Below are 18990 nucleotides of genomic sequence, written 5' to 3'. Positions count from 1 at the left end.
ATGGTTATCAGGATAAATTAACGCGGGGTCTTCTGCGTGAACAGGGTGCGCGACAGGATGTTCAGGAACAGCACGGTGAAGGTCACCAGCAGCGCGCCGCCCCAGGCCAGCGAGCGCCAGTCGTCGTAGGGGCTCATCGCGTAGGTGTAGATCACGACCGGCAGGTTGGCCAGCGGCGCGTCCATGTCGGTGCTGAAGAACTGGTTGTTGAGCGCGGTGAACAGCAGCGGCGCGGTTTCGCCCGAGATGCGGGCCAGGGCCAGCAGCACGCCGGTGATCACGCCGGCCTTGACGGCGCGCAGGCGCACCAGCATCGCCACCTTCCAGCGCGGGGCGCCGAGGGCAAAGGCCGCCTCGAGCAGGCTGTTCGGCACCAGGCGCAGCATGTTGTCGGTGGTGCGTACGACCACGGGGATGGCGATCAGCGCCAGCGCGATCGAGCCGGCATAGCCCGAGAAATGCTTCACGTTGGCCACGTACAGGGCGTAGACGAACAGGCCGATCACGATCGACGGCGCCGACAGCATGATGTCGGTCACAAAACGGGTGACCTGGCCGAAGCGGTTGGTCTCGCCGTACTCGGCCAGGTAGATGCCGGCCAGGATGCCGACCGGGGTCGATACCAGGGTCGACAGGCCGACCATCATCAGGCTGCCGACGATGGCGTTGCGCAGGCCGCCTTCGCTGCCGGGGGCCGGGGTGTCGAGGCTGAACATCGGGCCGGAGAGCGCGCCGAAGCCCTGGATCAGCAGCGTGGCCAGGATCCAGGCCAGGAAGGCCAGGCCGATCGCCATCGCCAGCACCGACAGGGCGATGCCGATGCGGTGCGCCAGCAGGCGCCGGCGGTACACGGGGTTCTTGACGATGCCGTTCATTTCACACCTTCCTTGCGGGACATCCCCACCAACATCAGTTTTGCAGCGGCGAGCACGACGAAGGTGATCGCGAACAGGATCAGGCCGAGGGCGAACAGCGAGGACACGTGCAGGCCCGGCGTCGCTTCGGCGAATTCGTTGGCCAGGGTCGAGGAAATCGAGTTACCAGGCATGAAGAGCGAGGCCGAGAGTTCGTGCGCATTGCCGATGACAAAAGTGACGGCCATGGTTTCGCCCAGCGCCCGGCCCAGGCCCAGCATCACGCCGCCGACCACGCCGTTGCGGGTGTAGGGCAGCACGACCTTGCGCACCACTTCCCACTTGGTGCAGCCCAGCCCGTAGGCCGATTCCTTCAGCACGGCGGGGACGATCTCGAACACGTCGCGCATCACCGAGGAGATGAAGGGGATGATCATCACGGCCAGGATCAGGCCGGCGGTCAGGATGCCCATGCCCATCATCGGGCCCTGGAACAGCTGGCCGATGACCGGCAGCTGGCCGAGGGTGTTCTGGAGCAGCGGCTGCACGTAGTCGGCGAACAGGGGCGCGAACACGAACAGGCCCCACATGCCGTAGATGATCGACGGCACGCCGGCCAGCAGCTCGACGGCGGTGCCCATCGGACGGCGCAGCCAGGCGGGGCAGATCTCGGTGAGGAACAGGGCGATGCCGAAGCTGATCGGGAAGGCGATCAGGAGCGCGATCAGCGAGGTGGCGACCGTGCCCCAGATGGCGATCAGGGCGCCGTAGCGGTCTTCGACCGGGTCCCACTCGACGGTGGTGATGAAGGCGGCGCCGAATTCCTTGAAGGCGGGCGCGGCGCCGATCGCCAGCGAGACGATGATGCCGAGCAGGGCCAGCAGCACGCTGGCGGCGAACAGCAGGGTAATTTTGTGGAACAGGAAGTCCTGGATGCGCTGGTTGCGCATGGTCTTGCGCAGGGCGGCATGTTCGTGGTCGGCCGCGGCCAGGCGGGCCTCGTCCTCGATTGCGACGGAAGGATGTGCGCTCATGTGATGTTCTTGTGTGTGCCGCGATGATCGCCGCCGGGCTGGCCCGGCGGCTTGGCTCGGTGCTTCGCTTGGTGCTTCGTTTAGTGCTTCGTTATCGCGTGATTACCAGAGTGCCTTGCCGGCGGCGTCCTTCACGTTCGCGCGCCAGGCATCCTGCACCAGCTTGGTGACGGCGTCGGGCATCGGCACGTAGTCCAGGTCGGCGGCGGCGGCGTCGCCTTCGCGATAGGCCCAGTCGAAGAACTTCAGCACTTCCTTGCCCTTCGCAGCGTCGGCCTGGGCCTTGTACATGATGATGTACGAGGCACCGGTGATCGGCCAGCTGGCCTTGCCCGGCTGGTCGGTCAGCACCACGCCGAAGCCCGGCGCCTTGGCCCAGTCGGCGCTGGCGGCGGCAGCCTTGAAGGCGGCGTCGTCCGGCTGGAGGAAGGCGCCTTCGCGGTTCTGCAGCTGGGTGTGCGCCATGCGGTTCTTCTTGGCGTAGGCCCATTCGACGTAGCCGATCGAACCCTTGATGCGCTGCACGTTGGCGGCCACGCCCTCGTTGCCCTTGCCGCCCACGCCGGTCGGCCATTTGACCGAGGTGCCGGCGCCGATCTTCAGCTTCCAGTCCGGGCTGGCCTTGGCCAGGTAGTCGGTGAACAGGAAGGAGGTGCCCGAGCTGTCGGCGCGGCGCACGACCGTGATGTTATCGGCCGGCAGCTTGACGCCCGGGTTCAGGGCGGCGATCGGCTGCGCGTTCCACTTGGTGATCTTGCCCATGAAGATGTCGGCCAGCACCGGGCCGGTCAGCCTGACCTGGCCCGGGGCCACGCCCGCGATGTTCACGACCGGGACCACGCCGCCCATGACGGCGGGGAACTGGAACAGCCCGGCGGCCTCCAGGTCCTGTGCCGGCAGCGGCATGTCGGACGCGCCGAAGTCGACGGTCTTCGCCTTGATCTGCTTGATGCCGGCGCCCGAGCCCACCGACTGGTAGTTCATGCCGTTGCCGCTGGCCTTCTTGTACATTTCCGCCCACTTCGCGTAGATCGGATAGGGGAAGGTCGCGCCGGCGCCGGTGATGTTGACCGCCTGGGCAGCGCCTGCCGCCAGGGTGGCGGCGGCCACCGCGACGGAGAGGAGCAAGTGCTTCATACGCATATCGATATCCTTTCAGAAAGTGGCGCGGACTGCGCCCCGGGCTGCCCCGGTTCAATTAGCGCGAAGTCTACTGCCCGAATATGACAAGTTGATGACACGGCCCTGCCGCCTGCCAGGGCGCATGACCATGTCATCGAATCGATGACATGGCGGCCGGGCGTGTCACACGTGTGTTTCAGCACTGTGTCGGCCCGATGACGACCGCGTGCACGCCCATGACGTGGGTTCCGGCGTCATGGTGCCGCGAAGCGCGGATGGCCGTCACACAATTGATGACGGCTAGTTTTCACTGGGTGCGCGGCCGCCCGGCCCGGCGCGGATTGCCGCCACGGTCGAGCGAAGCCGGCTGCAAATATAGGCGGGCCCCACTCTTGTAAATACATCGCCGGCTGCTATGCTCCAAGTGTCATCTTGACACGGAGGGGATGCTGAAGAGCGTTTGAGTCGTATGTGGAATATGTTTGTTTTTGCAATCCTGAGTGGCATGGTTGGCCTGATTGCCTACGAAATCTTCCAGGAAATCGGAGGCAGCTCGGAAACCCTGCACGACCGCTATCACGAATAGCGAATAGCCTGCTGCGCGGGCCGCGTCAACACGTAAAAAAGCGGCGAGGCCCGATGGGCACTCGCCGCTTTGCTTTTTGCACCCGATCGTCAGCGCAGGAAACGCGAGAGCGCGGTCATGGCAGCCAGCTCCAGGTTGAGGAACTGGAAGCCGACCTTGAAATCGCCGCCGCTGAGGATGCAGTACTGGGCCTTGGCGCGCGTGTTCACCGGAACGATATTGCCGTCGACCAGGAGGTCGAAGCGCAACTGGGCCGACTGGCCGACACCGACCGGGTGCGGCACGCTGACGCTGACGCCGTTGGCGCCGATGTCGGAGGTGCGGCCCAGCACCGGCGCCGCGCCTTCGACGGCCAGCATGGCGCGGGTCTTGAATACCTTGCGTGGGGACTGCCTGTTATCTGTCTGCACGATTTACCGCTGAAACTTTGGAACGGGCCCAATTATAGGCAAAAACGCATGCCCCCGCTGAGCCCGGCCCGGTTTCGGCCTGGTCAATCCAGTTCGCGCAGCTTGCTGAATGCCTGGTCGATGCGCTCGACCGAGATGATGTTCATGCCCTCGATTTTCTGCTTGGGCACGTTCGCCTTCGGGATGATCGCCGTCGAGAAACCCAGCTTGGCCGCTTCCTTCAGGCGCTCCTGGCCGCGCGGGGCCGGGCGGATTTCGCCGGCCAGGCCGACTTCGCCGAACACGACCAGGCCCCGCGGCAGCGGCTTGTTGCGCATTGACGAGTTGATCGCCAGCAGCACCGCGAGGTCGGCCGCCGGCTCGGCGATCTTCACCCCGCCGACCGCGTTGATGAACACGTCCTGGTCGAAAGCGGCGATGCCGGCGTGGCGGTGCAGCACGGCCAGCAGCATCGCCAGGCGGTTCTGTTCCAGGCCGACGGAGAGCCGGCGCGCATTCGGCAGGTGGCTGGCGTCGACCAGGGCCTGGATCTCGACCAGCAGCGGCCGCGTGCCCTCCTGCGTCACCATGACGCAGGAACCCGGCACCTGGCTGTCGTGCTGGGACAGGAACAGCGCCGAGGGGTTCGACACCCCTTTCAGCCCCTTTTCCGTCATGGCGAACACGCCCAGTTCGTTGACGGCGCCGAAGCGGTTCTTGATCGCGCGCACCAGGCGGAAGCTCGACTGGGTGTCGCCTTCAAAATAGAGCACGGTGTCGACGATGTGCTCGAGCACGCGCGGACCGGCCAGCGCGCCCTCTTTCGTGACGTGGCCGACCAGGATGATGGTCACGCCGGTCTGCTTCGCCACGCGCGTCAGTTGCGCCGCGCACTCGCGCACCTGCGACACCGAACCCGGCGCCGCCGTCAGCGCGTCGGAGTACAGGGTCTGGATCGAGTCGATCACGGCCACTTCCGGCTTCAGGTCGGCCAGCGTGCCGAGGATCTTCTCGAGCTGGATCTCGGCCTGCAGTTTGAGGTCCTTGGCGTCGACCGCCAGGCGCTTGGCGCGCAGCGCGATCTGGGCGCCGGATTCCTCGCCGCTCACATATAAAGTACTGCGCACCGAGGCCAGGTTCGCCAGCGCCTGCAGCAGCAGGGTCGACTTGCCGATGCCGGGGTCGCCGCCGATCAGCACCACGCCGCCGGCAACCAGGCCGCCGCCCAGCACGCGGTCGAATTCCTCGATCCCGGTGCCGAAGCGCGGCACGTCGATCGCCTCGATGTCGGCCAGGGACAGCACCGGCGCGGTCTGCGCCAGCGCCTTGTGGTGCTGGGTCTGCGACATGCGGTTCACGCCGGCGCTTTCCGCCACCGTCTCGACCATGGTGTTCCAGGCCTTGCAGTCCGGGCACTGGCCCATCCAGCGGCTCGCTACGCTGCCGCACTCGCTGCACACGTACTGGGTTTTTGCCTTAGCCATGGGTTCCCATCCGTCCTTCGCTCACGCGCACGCGCGGCGCGAGTGCGCACATCAATTCATAGCCGATGGTGCCGGAAGCGCTCGCCACCTCGTCGATCGGCAGGCCGTCGCCCCAGAGCGTGACCTTGCTGCCGACGCGCGCGTTGGCGATCGGCGTCAGGTCCACCGTCATCATGTCCATCGACACCCGGCCGACCACGGTGGTGCGGATGCCGTCGACGATCACCGGGGTGCCGTGCGGCGCGTGGCGCGGATAGCCGTCGGCATAGCCGCAGGCCACCACGCCGACCTGCATCGGGCCGGTCGCTTCGAAACGGCTGCCGTAACCGACCGTGTCGCCGGCCACCAGGTCCTGGATCGCGATGATCTCGGAGGACAGGGTCATGGTCGGGCGCAGGCCAAAGTCGTGCGCGGTGCGCCCGCCGCCCGGGGTGCCGCCATAGAGCATGATGCCGGGGCGGACCCAGTCGTTCTGCAGTTCGTTGGCCAGGGCCTCCTGGTGCAGCACGCCGGCCGAGTTCGACAGGCTGCGCTCGCCCTCCAGGCCCTCGACGCCGCTGCAGAAGCGGCGCACCTGCTCGGCGATCGTCAGGCGCGGGTGCTCGAGTTCGTCGGCGTTGGCGAAGTGGGTCATGTGGGTGATGTTGCGCACGCCTGGAATCGCGCGCAGGCGTTTGTAGGCGGCGGCGTATTCTTCAGGCTTGAAGCCGAGACGGTTCATGCCGGTGTTCATCTTCAGGTGCACATCGATCGGGCGGTACAGCTGGGTGTACTCGAGCATCTTGATCTGCTCCAGGCAGTGGACCGTGCTGTTGATGTTGTGCTCGGCCAGCAGCGGCACGTCGGAAACGTCGAAGATCCCTTCCAGCAGCAGGACCGGCTTGATCCAGCCGAGTTCGCGCAGGCGCAGGGCGTTCTCGGTCTCGATCAGGGCCAGGCCGTCGGCCTGGGCGAAGCCTTTCATGCCGCGCTCGAGCCCATGGCCGTAGGCGTTCGCCTTGACCACGGCCCAGAGCCTGGACTGGGGGGCGCAGGCGCGTGCGCGCGCCAGGTTATGCTGCATCGAATCGAGGTGGATAGTGGCGCAAAGCGGGCGTGGCATGGCAGGCGGACAGGAAAAAAATGACGAAAAAAGACCGGAAACCGGGCGAATCGCAAATTAGGTGAAGGGTTCTATTTTACCGGACCGGACGGGGTCCTGCCCGGCTGTTTTCTTTGGCGAGCCGACCTTTCATGGTATAAAGCAACCCACACTCGTTTTCAGATACTCTCGATGAACCGTGGTTTCTACACCATTATGGCGGCGCAGTTCTTCTCGTCGCTGGCAGACAATGCGCTGCTGTTCGTAGCCATTGACATACTGGTGACGATGAATGCCCCGGCTTCGCTGACTCCACTGCTGAAGCTGTCATTCGTCCTGTTCTACGTCCTGCTGGCCGCTTTCGTGGGCGCCTTCGCCGACGCCATGCTGAAGGGCCGCGTGATGTTCATCGCGAACCTGATCAAGATCTTCGGCTGCGCCCTGATGTTCATGGAGGTGCACCCCCTGCTCTCCTACGCCGTGGTCGGCTTCGGCGCGGCCGTGTATTCGCCGGCCAAGTACGGCATCCTGACCGAACTGCTGCCGCCGGAAAAACTCGTCGCCGCCAACGGCTGGATCGAGGGCCTGACCGTGATGTCGATCATCTTCGGCACCGTGCTGGGCGGCGCGCTGGTGAGCCAGGCCGGCTCCGCCTTCCTGGTCGGCTTGCACGTTCCGGGCATCGACACCACCAGCGAGGCCGCGATGGCGGTCGTGGTCGGCATCTATATCCTTGCCGCGCTGTTCAACCTGCGCATTCCCGACACCGGCGCCCGCTACGAGCACCAGGAACGCAATCCGATGAAGCTGATCGCCGATTTCGCCAACTGCTCGGCCACGCTGTGGAAGGACAAGCTGGGCCAGATCTCGCTGGCCATCACCACCCTGTTCTGGGGCGCGGGCGCGACCTTGCAGTTCATCGTGCTGAAGTGGGCCGAGCGCTCGCTGGACATGCCGCTCGACAAGGCCACCAACCTGATCGGCGTGGTCGCGATCGGCGTCGCGGTCGGCGCGGCGCTGGCGGCGAAGATCGTGCCGCTGAAGAAATCGCTGACCGTGATCCCGATGGGCATCCTCATGGGCCTGGTCGTCACCGTGATGGTGTTCGTCTACGACGTCGCCGTCGCCTACCCGCTGCTGGCGCTGATCGGCTTCCTGTCGGGCTACTTCGTGGTGCCGATGAACGCCCTGCTGCAGCACCGCGGCCACGTCCTGATGAGCGCCGGCCACTCGATCGCCGTGCAGAACTTCAACGAGAACCTGTCGATCCTGACCATGCTGGCGATGTACGCCATCATGATCACCCTGAACCTCGACCTGAACGTGATCATCGTGATCTTCGGCCTGTCGATCGCGGGCATCACTTACCTGATCCTCAGGCGCCACCAGCGCAACCAGGCGCAGCACGATTCGCTGGCCTTGATTGGCGAGCACAAGCATTAAGCGCCGCATTCGTAGGGTGGGCACGCCGTGCCCACGCGTTTCGTGCGTTTCACCCGGCTACGTGTTCGGAATCATCGCTCGATAACGTGTCACTCTGCCGCAAGCGGTTCTGTCGACGCCGCGTAGCGCTGCAGCCCTGTCAACAATATAGGACACGTGCGTAACGCGTGGGTACGCCGTGCCCACCCTACAAGCCTGCAAATAATATTTGCAATTAACTAATACTTACCAGACAATATTTCGCGTCGCATCGCCGGCACGGCGGGCTGCGGCGCGTTCGCGCCAGTCGTTCGGCACGATGAAGCCGCGCTCGATCTCTTCCACGCAGCCCGGCGTCTCGCGCACCACGGCCACCAGCACCGGCGAGGGCGATTCCTCGAACTGCGCTTCCAGCTCCGCGTGCAGCTGCGCGCGGTTCATCAACGAGGCGGCCGACATCGCGCGAAACGGCGCCAGCCACTGCAGGCGCGGCAGGATCAGGAAGGCATCCGCCCCGGTCGCATCCAGCTCGTCCAGCGCGCACCAGAACCCGCGGCAGTGCCCGGCCGTGATGCCGCTCATCGCCGGCCAGCTGCCGGCCGGATAGAACAGCCAGCCCTTCACCAGCGCGCGCGCCTGCGCCACCGGCCTGGGCAGCAAGGGCTGGGCCGCCGGATGCGCGCCCAGCTCGAGCTGGCGCTCGAAGATCTTGCGCATCTTGGCGCCCAGGCTGTCGGCCAGGTTGGGGCCGACCAGGGCGTCGAATTCCTTGTCCGCGTCCCCCTGCAGGAGGTAGAACTTGGTGGCGAACTCGATGTGTTCGGCCGCATCCGGCCCGGCCTCGAGCAGGAAGTCGAATTCGCCGACGGTGTCGTTGCGGCTGGCGCGCACCTGCAGGCCGTGCGCGATCAGGCGGCCCTGGTGCTGGAAATAAAAGGCCATCAGCTTTTCCGCGTACAGGCCGAGGCGGGTGTAGACGCGCGCGCCGAGGGCGGCGTCGAGCGGCGCCGGGTCGCGGTCGAGTTCGGCCAGCCAGCGCGCGGCTTCCTCCGTTACCGGTCCCAGCGAGGCGATGCGCCCTTGCCAGTGCGGGGCTTGGGCGTCGAGCAGGTCGGGAGAATCGAGGAGCCAGGCCAGCGCACGCACCCGCGCGCGCCGCAGGTGGCCCCAGCGGCGATGGAAAGACGCCTGGTAGCTATCGGTCCCGTCGCGCATGGGCAGCTCGCGCGCGGCACAGGTCGGCCCAGGCCTGGGCCTTGTCGAGGCCGCGCCGCAGCAGTTCGCCCGGATGCAGGGTCGCCACCAGGCTGGCCGCGCCAAAGGCGTGGACCGCGCCGCGCGACCCGGCCAGCGGCTCCTGCAAGGGTTTACCGAGCAGGCCGTTGGCGGCGATCTGGCCCAGGGTCAGCACGGTCGACGCCTTTGTCAGCGCCAGTTCGCGCTCCAGGAAGGGACGGCAGGCGGCGGCTTCGTCGTGAGTGGGCGCGCGGTCGCCGCCGTTCGCGGTGGTCGGGCGGCACTTGACCAGGTTGGTGACGTAGACATCGCGTTCGCGCGACAGGTCGACCGCGGCCAGCATGTTGTCGAGCAGCTTGCCGGCCTCGCCCGACAGGGGCGCGCCGGCCTTTTCGTCGGCCGCGGAACTGGCGCCGGCGGCGACGAACCAGCGCGCCTCGCGGGCGCCGGCGCCGTACACCGGTTTCGCGCCGCCCGCGCAGGCGCCGCAGCGCTTGCAGTTGGCGATCGCGGTGCGCAGCTCGTCCCAATCCATGACGGCGATCGCCGCTTCGTCGACGGCGAACGGGTCGGGCTCCGGCTCGGGCGGAGGCGGCGGTGTCCAGGCAGGCGGCGGCGGGGCGGCCGTGACCGGGATCGGGCCCCAGGCCGGGTCGCGCTCGGGCGGACGCACGGGTGCGGGTGCGGGCGACCGAGCAGGTGCAGGCGCACGCGCAGGTGCAGGAGCGGCAGGCGCCGGCGCAGCCGGTGCTTCGGCATCGGCCACGGGCGCGGATGCCTCCGCCGCCGCCTCGGTCTGCCCTGCTTCCTCCCGTGCCGCCTCCTGTGGCGCATGGCGCAGGCGCCACAGCGGCGCGATGCCCATCTCCTGCAGGAAGACCTCGTCGCGTTCGCTCACCTTCATACGTCCAACCTCATCACGATCGCTTCCTCGCGCTTGCCCTCATGCGCCGGATAATACCCCTTGCGCCGGCCGATCTCCGCGAAACCGTAGCGCCGGTACACGTGCAGCGCGCGCTCGTTCGACGGACGCACTTCCAGCAGCACCGAGGTCGCGCCCATCTCGCGGGCACGCGCGCACAGGCTGTCGAGCAGCCAGCGCCCGAGGCCAGTGCCGTGGCGCTCGCCGGCCACCGCCACGTCGAGCAGGTGGGCTTCGTCGAGCGCATACATCAGCAGAAAATAGCCGGCCAGCTTGCCTTCCTCCTCGCGCACGACCCAGGCGTCGTAGCCGCTGACCAGGCAGTCGTCGAAGTTCGCGCGGCTCCATGGGTGCGGGAACACGCTGCACTCGAGCGCATGGACTTCGTCGATATCGGCCGGCAGCATCGGGCGCAGCGCCAGTCCTGGCGGGACAGGCACGCCGGTCATGCGCCGGCCTTGGCCGCGTTGATCGCCTGGCGCTCGGCGCTGGTGTAGGCCACCTTGTTGCGCAGGTAGAGCGGCTGGGCCTGGCTCGCCTGGACACCCTGCCCGGCCGCCAGCGCCGGCACGGCCAGCAGCGCCAGCTCGCGCGCATGCGGGATGATGTCGCCGATGCCTTGCGTCGCAAAATCCTTGCCGGCATAGGCGTCCGGATAGGCCGCCAGGCCATTGCCGCAGGCGACCAGGCCAGCGGCCGGCAGCGGCTGCACGGCCTCGGGCGCCGCCAGCACCGGTTCGGCGACGACCTGCCAGCCGCCGTCGTAGCGGTACTGCGCCCAGTAGACTTCGCCCATGCGCGCGTCGAGCACCGTCAGCACCTCGGTCGCGCCGGTACGCGCGCGGCAGGCTTCGGCCATCGCTTCCAGGGTAACCAGGGGGACCACCGGCAGGTCGGCGCCGTAGGCCAGGCCCTGGGCCACGCCGCAGGCGGTACGCACGCCGGTGAAGGAACCGGGACCGGCGCCAAAGGCGACCGCGTCGACGTCGGCCAGCTTCACGCCGGCCTCGAGGAGCAGTTCCTGCACCATCGGCAGCACGGCCTGGGAGTGGGTGCGCACGCCGCCGGATTCGCGAGAAAGTACTTGGGCGCCGGACAGCAGCGCGCACGAGGCGAGTTCCGACGAGGTTTCGATAGCAAGGATGATAGGCATGCGTTATTTTAACCCGCCGGAGCGGGACCCGGCCATGGCCGCCGGCCAGACACCCTGCTGCTGCGATGTTCAGCTGGATTGCTGCGCCCGAGGTAGAATGCGCCCATGCATAGCCTGACACTCGAGCTCGACAACCGCGACACGATCGCCGCCGCCATCGAAGGCGACCGCTGGGTCGTCGCCTGCCTGTGCGCGGCCTGGTGCGGCACCTGCGGCGGCTACCGCGCCGCCTTCGACGGCCTGGCCGCGCGCCACCCGGACAAGGTCTTCGTCTGGATCGACATCGAAGACCAGGCCGACGTGGTCGGCGACCTCGATGTCGAGAACTTCCCTACCCTGCTGGTGCAGCGCGAGGACACCGTGGCCTTCTTCGGCACCATGCTGCCCGACCCCGCCGTGGCCGACCGCCTGGTCCAGGCCCAGGCCGAGCTGGCGCCCGAGGAACTGGCGCGCCTGGCCCAGTCCAGCGCCGAGCGGCGCGACTGGCAGCGCGACTGTAACCTGCGCACGCTGCTGCAGAACGCCGCCTGAGCATTACCTGAGCCGCGCGGCGTTCGCGCCGCGCCTAGTCTTCGTCTTCGTCTTCCTCGTCCCGCAGCCGCTCGAAGCAGGCCAGCGCCGCCCGGTCCAGGCCGGCAATCACGAAAGGATCGTCGGCCCCGACGCGCGCCGCGTCGACCAGCATGCGCAGCTTGGCGAGGCGGTCGGCCAGCGCCAGCGTCCGGGCCAGGGGCGGCGCCTCGGAGCGGCCGGCGCGCGCGATCGCCTCGGCCACGGTCTCGGGGAATTCCCACAGCCGGGCGATGCGCGAGGACAGCAGGCGTGCGCCGGCGAACAGCCCGGCGACGAAATCGTCGGACTGCGGCAGCGCGCCGTCCTTGCAGGCCATGTCGACCAGGCGCAGCGCCACCACCAGGCCGACGTTCTCGATCAGGCCGGCCAGGTAGGCCTCGAAGGGACTGGCGCGCGCATGCGGCGCCAGGATGCTGGCGCCGAGCGCGCATTTCTCGGACTGGGTCCAGACCAGCGGCGCCGCGCGTTTCGCCAGCGCGCCGGTCTGCACGCTCAGCACCGGACGCAGGGCCACGCGCGCCAGCAGCATGCGCATGCCGTTCTGGCCGAGCAGCATGATGGCCGCTTCCATGCTGTCGACCGGCGGGCCGGAGTGATAGCGCGGGCGGTAGCGCGGCAGGTTCGCCTCGCGGTAGACCTCGGCGACCAGCACCACGTCCTTGCCCATCTGGCGCGACAAATCGGCCGCGTTCATGTTCTCGTCGCGCAAGGTGCGCAGCAGTTGCGGGATGATTTCAGGGACGCGCGGCACCAGGGCGGCGCCGGATGCCGGCGACTGCGCCAGGCGCGCCAGCTCGGCCAGGATGCGGTGTTCGGTGTCGGGCGAGGCGGCCGGCCAGTTCGCGCTGACCAGCCAGCGGTACCAGGCGGCGTCGACTTCGGCAGGACTGGCCGGCGCGTGCGTGTCGGCCAGCGGCGGCGCATCCGCCGTCTCGACCGCCTGCGCCGCCGGTTTTTCTGCTTCGCCGCCGAACAGCTTGCCGATCCAACCCATGTCGCGTGCCACCTATGAAAATACAGTCGCCGGGGATTTTACATGATGCGGCGGCAGGCCCGGCCGAAAAACGGCGGGCGGGATCAGTCGCCGGGACCTTCGCCCGGCATGGTGTCGGCCATCAGGCGCAGCTCTTCCGGCGTCAGGTCCTCGGGCTTCTTGTCCTTCAGGCCGTCGAAGTTCTCCTCGCCGCGCGCCTCGCCCTGGGCCTGGGCGGCGTCGCGTTCCTGTTGCTGCTGCTGTTGCTGCTGATCCTGTTGCTGCGGCTGGCCCGCCTGCTGCATGTCGGGATGGGCGTGCTGGCCCGGCTGGTTCTGGTTAGCCATGATGTTCCTCCTGCGTGTCGTTCAATGGCATGCCAGTGTGACACAGCCCGCCGGCGCGCGGCGTCGGCTAGCCGGCAGGAAAAGCCGCTACTTCGGAACGGTGAACACCTCGACCCGGTTCAGCCACTTCACGTGGCGCGGCCCGGAGCGGGTGTCGCCCAGCGAACGCAGCGCATACGGCCCTTCGCTGGCGGGCAGCGGCTTGCCGTTCATGGCGGTGATGACGAGCACGTTGTCGCCGCCCCCGGCGTTATACAGCTCGCCCCAGGAGAACAGCGCCGCGTAGTTGTCGGTGGCGCGCGCCACCACGCCCGAGTGGCGCAGCGCGTAGCGGTCGAGGTCCTGGATGCCGGCGGCATCGAGCACGTCGCGCAACAGCACGCCGCGCCAGCGCACCTCGGCCTTCTCTGCCCTCGCCCCGCTGCCGACGCTGCGCGCCTCGACCAGTTCGGTCTGCGGCAGCGCGGCCAGCTCGGCCTGGCCCAGGCGCCGCGGCGCGCCGGAGCCGACCTTGACCTCCAGCACCGCCTCCTGGGCCGCCGCGAGGCCGGCGGCCAGCAGCAGCGGCAACAACAGCGCATGCGCGGCGGAGCGCATCTTACTTCTCGCCTTTGTACGACGGGAAGAACACCTGCTGGCCCTCGACCTTGAACGACCCGATCAGGCCCTGGCCCTCGGGCGAGGTGATCCACTCGACCAGCTGCATCGCGCCCTTGTAGTTGGCTTCCTTGTGCTTCTGCGGATTGACCGCGATGATGCCGTAGGGGTTGAACATTTTCGGATCGCCCTCGACCGCGATCTGCAGGCCGGTCTTGGCGCGGTAGGCGATGTAGGTGGCGCGGTCGGTCAGGGTGTAGGCGCGCAGTTCGGCCGCCATGTTCAGCACCTCGCCCATGCCCAGGCCGGCCGAGACGTAGGCCGGGCCCTGGGGCTGGCTGCCGACCTGCTTCCAGTAGCCCTTCTCCATCTGGTCGGTGCCGGAATTGTCGCCGCGCGAGATGAATTTCGACTTGCTGTCGACGATCTTCTTCATCGCGCCCAGCACGTCCTTGCTGCCCTTGATCCCGGCCGGGTCGTTCTCGGGGCCGACGATGATGAAGTCGTTGTACATCACGTCGTGCCGGTTCACGCCATGGCCTTCCGCCACGAACTTGTCTTCGCTGGCGCGCGCGTGGACCAGGGTCACGTCGACGTCGCCGTTCTTCGCCAGTTCCAGCGCCTTGCCGGTGCCGACCGAGATCACGTTGACCTTGGAATTGGTCTTGGCCTCGAACTTCGGCAGCAGGTATTGCAGCAAGCCTGAATTCTCGGTGCTGGTGGTGGTCGACAGGCGGATCACCTGCTGGGCAAATGCCGGGGCGGCCGTGGCCGCGGCCATCAGGAAGCCCAGCAGGGCAAGGTGTTTCTTCAGTAGGGTCATGCTCTTTCCTTTCATTGAAATCCGTATTTGCGCAGGATGTCCTGCGCGGGTGGGCTGAGCACGAAGCGCAGCAGGCTTTCACCCTCGGCGGAACCCTTGCGCGCGGCGATGCCGTAGCTGCTCGGCACGTTCAGGCTGTCGGGGATGCGCAGCATGTCCAGGCGCGGTAGCGCTTCGCGCACGATCACCGCGTTGGTGCAGTACATGATGTAGGCGTCGGCCTTGTCGTCCGCGAAGGCCGCGATGTAGGGCAAGGTACTGTTCGGGTCGAGATTGGCGGCGCCCGACAGCTTGAGCGCCTTGGCGTCGAACACGGCGTACAGGCCGGGCTTGTGCGCATCGGCCTTGCGGAAGAACTGCCAGGTGTAGTCGCCCATCGGGTCGCTGCCCGGGGTCGAGGTGGCCAGCCGCAGACTCGGGCGGGCCAGGGTATCGAGCAGCCTGTCGGCGCGCAGGCCGACCTCGGGCGTGGACACCACGCACAAGGCGTTGCGGGCGAAGATGCGCGACTCGCCGAGCAGGCCCTGGCGCGCCAGCGCCTCGGTATGCTCGGGCGAGGCCGAGGCGAACAGGTCGACGGCGCGACCGCCCTCGATCTCCTTGCGCAGCTTGCCCGAGGGGCCATACTGGGCCGCGAACTCCTTGCCGCCGGCTGCGCGCCAGGCCGCCAGGATCTCGCCGAAGGCCGGGCGCAGGCTGCCGGCCGCCAGCAGCACGGGCGCGACGGTGACCTGAGCGGCCTGGGCGGCGTCCTGCGCGCATGCGGCGCCGGGAACACAGGCCGCCAGCAAGGTGGCGAAGCAGTTCGCGGCCATGCTCGCCCTCCGCGCCCCTTTGTTCGAGTGCATCTCCATGCACATCCCCTGTGTCATTGTTATCGATGTGCTATGGTAAGCCGCCTTTAAAAACTTTCAATATGAACATCATTGCATATGTTGCACCCTGAATATGCTGCACGTTAAGCTCGCGTATACCTTCGACCGATGCGCCGGCATGCGGACCCAGCTCGACAATCCCCTGTTCGACATCCTGTCCGCCATCCATGCGTCCGGCTCGGTCGGCCAGGCTGCCGCGCGCCTGCAACTGTCCTACCGCCACGTCTGGGGCGAACTGAAGAAATGGGAAACGGCGCTCGCGTCCAGCCTGATCGTCTGGGAACGCGGCAAGCGCGCCCGCCTCTCGCCTTTCGGCGAGAAGCTGCTGTTCGCCGAGCAGCGCGCGCGGATGCGGGTCATGCCCCAGGTCGAGAATTTGATCGCCGAGATGGAGCGCGAATTCGCGCTGGCCTTCGATCCGAACGTGCACGTGATCCCGATGGTTGCCAGCCACGACCTGGCCCTGCCGCGCCTGAAGGACAGCCTGGCGCGCGACGCCAAGCTCTACCTCGACCTGCAGTTCCGCGGCAGCATGGAATGCATCGAAGCCCTCAGCCGCGGCGAATGCCTGCTGGCGGGCTTCCACGTCAGCGAAGACCGCGCCCCCGGCAGCATGACCCAGAAGGCATTCAAGGCGCTGCTGAAACCCGGGCGCCACAAGCTGATCAACTTCGTCGGCAGGCAGCAGGGCCTGATGGTCGCGCGCGGCAACCCGAAGCGCATACTGAACGTGCAGGACCTGGCGCGGCCCGAGGTGCGCTTCGTCAACCGCCAGCCCCAGTCCGGCACCCGGCTCGCGGTCGAGCAGCTGCTGGCCCAGGCGCAGATCGACCCCGCCCGCGTGCAGGGTTTCGACAGCGCCGAGCCCACCCACCTGGCGGTGGCCGCGGCGGTGGCGTCGAACCTGGCCGACGCCGGCTTCGGCATCCAGGCCGCTGCCGCCGAGTTCGGGCTCGACTTCATCCCGGTCATGCGCGAGCAGTATTATTTTGTCTGCCTGAAGGAGACGGTCGACGTGGCGCCGATCAGCACCCTGCGCGAACTGCTCGGGCGTAGCGCCTGGCAGGACGGGATTCGCGACCTGCCCGGCTACGACACCGCCGGCGCGGGCCAGGTGATTCCGCTCAGCCGCGCCCTGCCTTGGTATTCCTTCCGCAAGCCGAAGTGAGGACGGCCATGGACGAACAGCTGAGGCATGGAGGCGCGTTGGCAGGCGAGGAGCAAGGCCCGCGCGCCGGCCTGCGCTTTGACGGCCGCGAATGGGCCGCCGCTTTCGCCGACCTCGGCACCTTCGTTCCCTACGTCGTCGCCTACGTCGCCGTGCTCGGCATGGACCCGGTCGGCATCCTGCTCGCCTTTGGCGCGGCCCTGGTTTGCTGCGGCCTGGCCTACCGCACGCCGGTCCCGGTGCAGCCGATGAAGGCCGTCGGCGCCCTTGCCGTGGCCCAGGCCGGCATGGTGACGGCGAATGCGGTCGTCGCCGCCAGCCTGGTGAGCGGCGCGCTGTGGCTGCTGCTGGGCATGAGCGGCCTGGCCACCCGCCTGGCGCGCCTGGTCCCGCGCACGGCAGTGCTGGGCGTCATGCTGGGCCTGGGCCTGAGCTTCGTGCTGCAGGGGCTGCGCATGATGGATGGGGATTGGCCGGCGGCGTTGGCCGCGCTCGCGCTGGCGCTGCTGCTGCGCAAGAGCCGGCTATTCCCGGCGATGCTGGTGCTGCTGCTCGGCGGCCTGGCCTATGGCGTGGCGCGCAATCCGGACTTGTGGCGCGAAGCCAGCTTTGCCTTTGCCCTGCGCCTGCCCGCCTTCGCGCCAGGCGACTTGCGCTGGGACGACCTCGTCGCCGGCACCCTGCTGCTGGCCCTGCCGCAGTTGCCGCTCACCTTGGGGAACGCGGTGATCGGCACCAGCGAAGAGAACAACCGCCTGTTCCCCGACCGGCCGGCCAGCGTGAAGAAGCTGTCGCTATCCACCGGCCTGATGAACCTCTTCGGCGGCATGGTCGGCGGCGCGCCGATGTGCCACGGCGCCGGCGGCATGGCGGCCTACGCCGCGTTCGGCGCGCGCGGCGGCGGCGCGCCGGTCATCTTCGGCGCGGTGCTGCTGGTGCTGGCGCTGTGCTTCAGCGGCGCGATCGCCTTCCTGCTGCATGCCATCCCGGCGGCCGTGCTGGGCGTCATCCTCGCCCTTGCCGGCGCGCGCCTGGTCGCGGGGAATGCGCCGCGCACGCGCGACTGGCGGGTGCTGGTGCCGGTGCTGGTGACGGCGGCGGTGGCGTTGTGGAACGTGGGGCTGGCGTTGCTGGTGGGTGTGGGTGTGCATTGGGTCGTATGGCGGCGCACTTGAAAGCGCGCCTGGCAGAAGCGTTTATCTTCTCCCGAAAACAACGTTGTACACTGGGCCATATTGATCGTCCGCTATCGGGCTGAGAGAGAAATATAGCGGTTTCAACAACACCTGCCATTCCATGAACCTCTGCGATCTTGAAGAATCCGAAATCCTGTCGATCACGCTAGATCAAAATCACCTCCACTTTGAGATGGTGCTCTGTACCGATGACGGGGCCAGATACAAGCTATCAGCCTGGAGCGCAGTCGGCGCTTCTCTGGACGTCAACTTCGGTGCCCTCAATTTGCTAGGGCATCGTACGGACTTAAGCAACCATCATACGTTTGGCGAGCTTGAAAGCGTATCTATGGTGAACCACGTATTGACTCTCGAAGGCGACTTTGGGGAGCTTGTTATCCGCCGCGCCACGACGTCAATTGAGCAGTTGAAGTAACTGGTAGACGAATGTTTGCTTCGAGTCGTAAGCAGCCGAGCTTGCCAGACTACCGCTGGCAGGAGCAGCCATGCGTGCTCTTAAAACAGATGCCGAGCCGCTCTTCGGGTATCTTGAACGGAGAACATCGTGGGATTATTAACCTTCAGTATCAACCTGACCCTGGACGGCTGCATCGACCACCAGGAAGGCATCGCCGACGACGAGACCCACGCCTTTTTCACCGGCCTCATGGACGACGCCGGCGCAATGCTGTGGGGCCGCGTCACCTACGAGATGATGGAAAGCTCCTGGCCGGCGGTCGCCCGCGGCGCCGTGGAAGCGCCGCCGGCGCTGCGCGAATGGGCGGTCAAGCTGGAGGCCAAGCCGAAGTACGTGGTGTCCTCGACGCGCACGGACTTCCCCTGGACTAACAGCCACCATCTCGCCGGCGACCTGCGCGCGAGCGTGCAGCAGCTCAAGGACGCGATCCCGAACGGGGTGCTGCTCGGCAGCGCCAACCTGGCGGCCGAGCTGGACCGGCTGGACCTGATCGACGAATACAGGTTCCTCGTCCACCCCAGGATCGCCGGCCACGGCCCGACCCTGTACGAGACCGGTCTGCCCGCCACGCGACGGCTCGCGTTGATCTCGGCGCAGCCGCTGCGAAACGGCGCGGTCGCCATGCACTACCGGAAGGCGCGCTGACCCGGAGACGAGCCGGCGCGCCAGGCAGCCTGCCGCACCCGGGCGGGCCTCGC

General features: G+C 67.4%; 21 protein-coding genes. 6 read left to right on the top strand and 15 right to left on the bottom strand.

All coding sequences use genetic code 11. From position 1 onward, the window contains the following. Positions 1-17 precede the first annotated feature (17 nt). The 6 genes from pstA to alr all read right to left on the bottom strand — a co-directional run bounded on the left by pstA (position 18) and on the right by alr (position 6571). Complete coding sequence (pstA, locus tag ACFOPH_RS02810; RefSeq protein ID WP_312547655.1) at positions 18-875, bottom strand: phosphate ABC transporter permease PstA; 858 nt, start codon at positions 873-875, stop codon at positions 18-20. Beyond that, the gene (gene pstC, locus ACFOPH_RS02805; RefSeq protein WP_312547656.1) at positions 872-1888 is read right to left on the bottom strand and encodes a phosphate ABC transporter permease subunit PstC; all 1017 of its coding nucleotides are present in this window, start codon (positions 1886-1888) and stop codon (positions 872-874) included. Before pstC ends, pstA begins: the two co-directional genes overlap by 4 nt. Positions 1889-1990: 102 nt before the next feature. Further along, complete coding sequence (pstS, locus tag ACFOPH_RS02800; protein ID WP_379733346.1) at positions 1991-3031, bottom strand: phosphate ABC transporter substrate-binding protein PstS; 1041 nt, start codon at positions 3029-3031, stop codon at positions 1991-1993. Positions 3032-3685: 654 nt separating this feature from the next. Beyond that, positions 3686-4006, bottom strand: a complete 321-nt coding sequence (locus ACFOPH_RS02795; RefSeq protein WP_312547660.1) for a PilZ domain-containing protein — start codon at positions 4004-4006, stop codon at positions 3686-3688. Between the two features lie 83 nt (positions 4007-4089). Continuing rightward, entirely contained in the window at positions 4090-5469 is a 1380-nt protein-coding gene (gene radA, locus ACFOPH_RS02790; RefSeq protein WP_312547661.1) for a DNA repair protein RadA, read from the bottom strand. Then, positions 5462-6571: an alanine racemase gene (gene alr, locus ACFOPH_RS02785; RefSeq protein ID WP_379733342.1), complete on the bottom strand. Its 1110-nt coding sequence runs from the start codon at positions 6569-6571 to the stop codon at positions 5462-5464. Before alr ends, radA begins: the two co-directional genes overlap by 8 nt. A 171-nt stretch (positions 6572-6742) precedes the next feature. On the opposite strand from alr, the gene lplT reads away from it, so the two are divergent. Beyond that, positions 6743-7993 carry a lysophospholipid transporter LplT gene (gene lplT, locus ACFOPH_RS02780; protein WP_379733339.1) on the top strand — a complete coding sequence of 417 codons (1251 nt, stop codon included), beginning with the start codon at positions 6743-6745 and terminating at the stop codon, positions 7991-7993. A gap of 225 nt (positions 7994-8218) precedes the next feature. Here lplT and ACFOPH_RS02775 read toward each other — a convergent pair whose 3' ends face one another. Genes ACFOPH_RS02775 through tsaB form a run of 4 tightly spaced genes read right to left on the bottom strand, consistent with a single transcriptional unit; the run spans position 8219 to position 11283 of the window. After that, entirely contained in the window at positions 8219-9187 is a 969-nt protein-coding gene (locus ACFOPH_RS02775; protein ID WP_379733336.1) for a DUF1853 family protein, read from the bottom strand. Then, complete coding sequence (locus ACFOPH_RS02770) at positions 9168-10112, bottom strand: uracil-DNA glycosylase (protein WP_379733333.1); 945 nt, start codon at positions 10110-10112, stop codon at positions 9168-9170. Before ACFOPH_RS02770 ends, ACFOPH_RS02775 begins: the two co-directional genes overlap by 20 nt. Beyond that, positions 10109-10579 carry a ribosomal protein S18-alanine N-acetyltransferase gene (rimI, locus tag ACFOPH_RS02765; RefSeq protein WP_312553398.1) on the bottom strand — a complete coding sequence of 157 codons (471 nt, stop codon included), beginning with the start codon at positions 10577-10579 and terminating at the stop codon, positions 10109-10111. Before rimI ends, ACFOPH_RS02770 begins: the two co-directional genes overlap by 4 nt. Then, complete coding sequence (gene tsaB, locus ACFOPH_RS02760; protein WP_312553400.1) at positions 10576-11283, bottom strand: tRNA (adenosine(37)-N6)-threonylcarbamoyltransferase complex dimerization subunit type 1 TsaB; 708 nt, start codon at positions 11281-11283, stop codon at positions 10576-10578. The genes rimI and tsaB overlap by 4 nt, the downstream gene beginning before the upstream one ends. Before the next feature lie 105 nt (positions 11284-11388). On the opposite strand from tsaB, the gene ACFOPH_RS02755 reads away from it, so the two are divergent. Then, the gene (locus ACFOPH_RS02755; protein WP_312553403.1) at positions 11389-11814 is read left to right on the top strand and encodes a thioredoxin family protein; all 426 of its coding nucleotides are present in this window, start codon (positions 11389-11391) and stop codon (positions 11812-11814) included. Between the two features lie 34 nt (positions 11815-11848). On the opposite strand, the gene ACFOPH_RS02750 is transcribed toward ACFOPH_RS02755, so the two are convergent. The 5 genes from ACFOPH_RS02750 to modA form a co-directional block, all read right to left on the bottom strand. Beyond that, the gene (locus tag ACFOPH_RS02750) at positions 11849-12850 is read right to left on the bottom strand and encodes an HDOD domain-containing protein (protein WP_379733328.1); all 1002 of its coding nucleotides are present in this window, start codon (positions 12848-12850) and stop codon (positions 11849-11851) included. An 83-nt stretch (positions 12851-12933) separates the two neighbouring features. Further along, positions 12934-13176: a hypothetical protein gene (locus ACFOPH_RS02745; RefSeq protein WP_312553408.1), complete on the bottom strand. Its 243-nt coding sequence runs from the start codon at positions 13174-13176 to the stop codon at positions 12934-12936. Between the two features lie 87 nt (positions 13177-13263). Continuing rightward, the gene (locus ACFOPH_RS02740; protein WP_312553410.1) at positions 13264-13773 is read right to left on the bottom strand and encodes a molybdopterin-dependent oxidoreductase; all 510 of its coding nucleotides are present in this window, start codon (positions 13771-13773) and stop codon (positions 13264-13266) included. A gap of 1 nt (position 13774) precedes the next feature. Beyond that, entirely contained in the window at positions 13775-14596 is an 822-nt protein-coding gene (locus tag ACFOPH_RS02735; protein ID WP_379733325.1) for an extracellular solute-binding protein, read from the bottom strand. A gap of 11 nt (positions 14597-14607) precedes the next feature. Beyond that, positions 14608-15411 (bottom strand): molybdate ABC transporter substrate-binding protein, encoded by an 804-nt coding sequence (gene modA / locus ACFOPH_RS02730; RefSeq protein ID WP_379733322.1) that lies wholly within the window; start codon positions 15409-15411, stop codon positions 14608-14610. A 133-nt stretch (positions 15412-15544) separates the two neighbouring features. Here modA and ACFOPH_RS02725 point away from each other — a divergent pair, with 133 nt between their 5' ends. The 4 genes from ACFOPH_RS02725 (at position 15545) to ACFOPH_RS02710 (ending at position 18937) form a co-directional block, all read left to right on the top strand. After that, on the top strand, positions 15545-16639 hold the full coding sequence (locus tag ACFOPH_RS02725; protein ID WP_379733319.1) for a substrate-binding domain-containing protein: 1095 nt from the start codon (positions 15545-15547) through the stop codon (positions 16637-16639). Between the two features lie 8 nt (positions 16640-16647). Beyond that, complete coding sequence (locus ACFOPH_RS02720; RefSeq protein WP_379733316.1) at positions 16648-17814, top strand: putative sulfate/molybdate transporter; 1167 nt, start codon at positions 16648-16650, stop codon at positions 17812-17814. A gap of 121 nt (positions 17815-17935) precedes the next feature. Then, on the top strand, positions 17936-18250 hold the full coding sequence (locus tag ACFOPH_RS02715) for a hypothetical protein (protein ID WP_379733313.1): 315 nt from the start codon (positions 17936-17938) through the stop codon (positions 18248-18250). Between the two features lie 129 nt (positions 18251-18379). Further along, positions 18380-18937 carry a dihydrofolate reductase family protein gene (locus ACFOPH_RS02710; protein ID WP_379733310.1) on the top strand — a complete coding sequence of 186 codons (558 nt, stop codon included), beginning with the start codon at positions 18380-18382 and terminating at the stop codon, positions 18935-18937. Positions 18938-18990: the final 53 nt, after the last annotated feature.

This window comes from Massilia haematophila, assembly GCF_042647645.1.
Lineage (GTDB): Bacteria > Pseudomonadota > Gammaproteobacteria > Burkholderiales > Burkholderiaceae_D > Telluria > Telluria haematophila.
This window is presented reverse-complemented; position numbering and strand designations above follow the sequence as displayed.

What these genes read in the sequence shown, in the direction of transcription:
- ACFOPH_RS02715 (WP_379733313.1), top strand. Translation starts at nt 17,936, where the DNA reads ATGAACCTCTGCGATCTTGAAGAATCCGAAATCCTGTCGATCACGCTA.
- ACFOPH_RS02770 (WP_379733333.1), bottom strand. Translation starts at nt 10,112, where the DNA reads ATGAAGGTGAGCGAACGCGACGAGGTCTTCCTGCAGGAGATGGGCATC.
- ACFOPH_RS02720 (WP_379733316.1), top strand. Translation starts at nt 16,648, where the DNA reads ATGGACGAACAGCTGAGGCATGGAGGCGCGTTGGCAGGCGAGGAGCAA.
- ACFOPH_RS02740 (WP_312553410.1), bottom strand. Translation starts at nt 13,773, where the DNA reads ATGCGCTCCGCCGCGCATGCGCTGTTGTTGCCGCTGCTGCTGGCCGCC.
- ACFOPH_RS02725 (WP_379733319.1), top strand. Translation starts at nt 15,545, where the DNA reads ATGCTGCACGTTAAGCTCGCGTATACCTTCGACCGATGCGCCGGCATG.
- lplT (WP_379733339.1), top strand. Translation starts at nt 6,743, where the DNA reads ATGAACCGTGGTTTCTACACCATTATGGCGGCGCAGTTCTTCTCGTCG.
- ACFOPH_RS02735 (WP_379733325.1), bottom strand. Translation starts at nt 14,596, where the DNA reads ATGACCCTACTGAAGAAACACCTTGCCCTGCTGGGCTTCCTGATGGCC.
- ACFOPH_RS02775 (WP_379733336.1), bottom strand. Translation starts at nt 9,187, where the DNA reads ATGCGCGACGGGACCGATAGCTACCAGGCGTCTTTCCATCGCCGCTGG.
- alr (WP_379733342.1), bottom strand. Translation starts at nt 6,571, where the DNA reads ATGCCACGCCCGCTTTGCGCCACTATCCACCTCGATTCGATGCAGCAT.
- tsaB (WP_312553400.1), bottom strand. Translation starts at nt 11,283, where the DNA reads ATGCCTATCATCCTTGCTATCGAAACCTCGTCGGAACTCGCCTCGTGC.
- rimI (WP_312553398.1), bottom strand. Translation starts at nt 10,579, where the DNA reads ATGACCGGCGTGCCTGTCCCGCCAGGACTGGCGCTGCGCCCGATGCTG.
- radA (WP_312547661.1), bottom strand. Translation starts at nt 5,469, where the DNA reads ATGGCTAAGGCAAAAACCCAGTACGTGTGCAGCGAGTGCGGCAGCGTA.
- ACFOPH_RS02755 (WP_312553403.1), top strand. Translation starts at nt 11,389, where the DNA reads ATGCATAGCCTGACACTCGAGCTCGACAACCGCGACACGATCGCCGCC.
- ACFOPH_RS02750 (WP_379733328.1), bottom strand. Translation starts at nt 12,850, where the DNA reads ATGGGTTGGATCGGCAAGCTGTTCGGCGGCGAAGCAGAAAAACCGGCG.
- ACFOPH_RS02745 (WP_312553408.1), bottom strand. Translation starts at nt 13,176, where the DNA reads ATGGCTAACCAGAACCAGCCGGGCCAGCACGCCCATCCCGACATGCAG.
- pstC (WP_312547656.1), bottom strand. Translation starts at nt 1,888, where the DNA reads ATGAGCGCACATCCTTCCGTCGCAATCGAGGACGAGGCCCGCCTGGCC.
- pstA (WP_312547655.1), bottom strand. Translation starts at nt 875, where the DNA reads ATGAACGGCATCGTCAAGAACCCCGTGTACCGCCGGCGCCTGCTGGCG.
- pstS (WP_379733346.1), bottom strand. Translation starts at nt 3,031, where the DNA reads ATGCGTATGAAGCACTTGCTCCTCTCCGTCGCGGTGGCCGCCGCCACC.
- modA (WP_379733322.1), bottom strand. Translation starts at nt 15,411, where the DNA reads ATGGCCGCGAACTGCTTCGCCACCTTGCTGGCGGCCTGTGTTCCCGGC.